Source organism: Planktotalea sp. (assembly GCF_039984035.1).
Lineage (GTDB): Bacteria > Pseudomonadota > Alphaproteobacteria > Rhodobacterales > Rhodobacteraceae > Planktotalea.
The window spans coordinates 1-2,816 of sequence record NZ_JBDWVM010000259.1; the positions used below are offsets into that span (position 1 = coordinate 1).

The window sequence follows — 2,816 nt, forward strand, 5'->3', positions numbered from 1 at the left end:
CCTGCCTGCAATCCATGGCGGTGTGACGGCGGCTTTGCTTGAGATCACGGCGATTATCGGTCTGAGCTGGTCCTATCTTTGGGAAGACATCGAAAATGGCGTGATCAGCTTGGATGATTTGCAAGCAGGCAAATTGCCGAAACTGCCGAAGACGATTGATTTTTCGACGGACTACCTGCGCACAGGCCTGCCGCGCGATGCTTATGCACGAGCGCGGGTGACGCGGGCGGGTCGGCGATATGCGTCGGTGCAGGTGGATGCGTGGCAGGATAACCATGATCGCCCCTTTGCCCATGGCACGGCTCATTTCTTGATGCCAAGACGCAACGACACGTGAGCGCAACCGACGCCCTGACGCATAAACGCGTTCTGACCGTTGCGATCCCTGTGGTGCTGTCCAATGCGACAGTGCCTATCTTGGGGGCAGTCGATACGGGCGTGGTTGGTCAGATGGGCGAGGCGGCGCCAATTGGCGCCGTTGGCATTGGCGCGATTGCGTTGACGGCCATGTATTGGCTCTTTGGTTTTCTGCGCATGGGCACCGCTGGCCTTACGGCGCAGGCCGAAGGGGCAGGGCGCAAAGGCGAAGTGTCTGCGCTGCTGTCCCGCGGGGTGATCATCGCGCTGATCGCGGGCGCCGCGATCATGATCTTGCAAATACCGCTCATATGGCTTGCCTTGCAAACCGCCCCTGCAAGCGCTGAGGTCGAGGGCATGACCCGCGAATACATGCGCATTCGCATCTTCGGCGCGCCCGCTGCGATTGGGATCTATGCCGTCACTGGTTGGTTGATCGGGTTAGAGCGCACGCGTGCCGTGCTCGTCGTGCAGCTATGGATGAATGGGTTGAACATCCTGCTTGATCTGTGGTTCGTGCTCGGCCTCGGCTGGGGCGTTGAGGGCGTTGCGATTGCGACGTTGATAGCAGAATGGACGGGGTTGGCCCTCGGTCTGTGGCTCTGTCGCGATGCGTTGAAAACCCCTGCATGGAAGGACTGGCCCCGCGTGTTTGAGCGCGCGCAGATGGTCGCCTTCGCCCGCGTGAACCGCGACATCCTTTTGCGCTCTGTGATGTTGCAGGGAATCTTCATGTCCTTCGTCTTCCTCGGTGCGCGCTACGGCGATGTAACCTTGGCTGCGAACCATGTTTTGCTGCAATTCTTGGAAATCACCGCCTATTCGATGGATGGCTTTGCTATCGCTGCCGAAACGCTGGTGGGGCAATCCATGGGCGCGCGCAGCGTCGCGCGGGTGCGTCGCGCGGCATTGCTGACAAGTTTCTGGGGGCTGATTTCTGTGCTCATCACTGCCGCTTTGTTCGCGCTGTTTGGTCCGTGGATCATCGATCTGATGACCACCGCACCCGATGTTCGTTTAGAGGCGCGCAATTACCTACCTTACATGATCGCCGCGCCTTTGGTGGGCTGCGCGGCTTGGATGCTCGACGGTATTTTCATCGGCGCAACCCGCAGCGGTGACATGCGCAACATGATGTTCATATCTGCGGTGATCTATGTTGTGGCGCTGCTTGTGTTGATGCCGTGGCTCGGCAATCACGGGCTCTGGCTCGCACTGTTGATTTCGTTCATCGCGCGCGGGATTACTTTGGGTTGGAAATACCCATCATTAGAGCGCGCGGCAGCTTGATCGTCTGGGGGTGTTTTTGCAGGAACGCTCGATTTCTGTGATCAGGCGCTAAAAATACCAACACACAGGTAAGTTTACTTCACAAAAAACAGCGCCCGCGGTATTGCAGCACCTGAAACTTGGCGAGCCTTTTGAAGGAAACAATTGTATGAGTGAAGATCCCAAAGACATCCTTGCGCGTGCGCAGAAGCGTGGATCTCACGGTCGGCAACAAGAGGAAGGCGTTCTGGTTGTTCGAACCATTGCGATGCCTGCTGATACAAATCCTGCTGGCGATATCTTTGGCGGTTGGTTGATGTCTCAGATGGACCTTGCCGCTGGCAACATGGCGGGCCGCGTCGCGCAGGGGCGCTGCGCAACAGTTTCCGTTGAGGCCATGCAATTTTTGCGCCCTGTAAAGGTCGGCGATGAGGTGACGCTATACGCAACTTTGCGCAAAGTGGGGCGCACGTCCATGAGCATCCACATCGATGTCTGGGCGCGCGCGCGGTACTCTGACAAAGCTGAAACTGTCACCGAAGGCGACTTTGTCTTCGTCGCACTCGATGAAAACGGCGCGCCGCGGGCAATTTCTCAGAATTAGTATCGGCTTAAGCCAACAATCCGAGGACATCCTCTGGTGGGCGGCCTATCATAGCTTTATCTTCTTTGACCGCCACAGGCCGCTCGATCAGGATTGGGTTTGCGACGATTAGCTTCAAAAGCGTATCGTCATCGGCATCCTTGCCAACACCCGCTTCCTTGAACGCCTTTTCCCCTGTGCGCATCATCTTGATCAGGGGCAGGTCGAGCGCGTCGCGCAGCGTTTTGATCTCTGCCAAGTCAGGTGTGTCTTTGAGGTAGAGACGTAGCTCCACCTCTGCGCCAGCCTCTTTCAGCAGTGCCAAAGCTTGGCGGGATTTGCTGCAACGCGGGTTGTGCCAGAGGGTGATCATAACCACGCCCCCCGATCACTGCCCACCGCATCGGCCACATTGGCATGACCCTTCGCCGCCAGCAGTTCATCAAGCCCGCGCGCGATGTCACCCGCGAGCGAGAGGCCACCATAAACCAGCGCCGTGTAAAGCTGCACAGCGGACGCCCCAGCGCAGATTTTGGCATAGGCTTGCTCTGCCGTGCTGATGCCGCCAACACCGATCAATGGGATTTTCCCGTCGGTCAGTTTGGAC

4 protein-coding genes and 1 pseudogene are annotated in these 2,816 nt (G+C 58.0%); 3 read left to right on the top strand and 2 right to left on the bottom strand.

All coding sequences use genetic code 11. The features are described from left to right. From ABJQ89_RS11735 to ABJQ89_RS11745, 3 genes are all read left to right on the top strand, one after another. On the top strand, positions 1 to 337 hold a 337-nt coding region (locus ABJQ89_RS11735; protein ID WP_348496418.1), incomplete at its 5' end, for a PaaI family thioesterase. Further along, positions 334 to 1,647, top strand: a complete 1,314-nt coding sequence (locus ABJQ89_RS11740; protein ID WP_348496419.1) for an MATE family efflux transporter — start codon at positions 334 to 336, stop codon at positions 1,645 to 1,647. The genes ABJQ89_RS11735 and ABJQ89_RS11740, both read left to right, overlap by 4 nt. A 148-nt stretch (positions 1,648 to 1,795) precedes the next feature. Continuing rightward, positions 1,796 to 2,230 (top strand): acyl-CoA thioesterase, encoded by a 435-nt coding sequence (locus ABJQ89_RS11745; RefSeq protein WP_348496420.1) that lies wholly within the window; start codon positions 1,796 to 1,798, stop codon positions 2,228 to 2,230. Between the two features lie 7 nt (positions 2,231 to 2,237). Here the strand turns inward: ABJQ89_RS11745 and arsC are convergent, their stop codons facing one another. After that, positions 2,238 to 2,582, bottom strand: a complete 345-nt coding sequence (arsC, locus tag ABJQ89_RS11750; protein ID WP_348496421.1) for an arsenate reductase (glutaredoxin) — start codon at positions 2,580 to 2,582, stop codon at positions 2,238 to 2,240. Next, positions 2,579 to 2,816 (bottom strand): annotated as a pseudogene (locus ABJQ89_RS11755) (dihydroorotate dehydrogenase (quinone)); the annotation flags it as partial. The pseudogene ABJQ89_RS11755 and the gene arsC, both read right to left, overlap by 4 nt.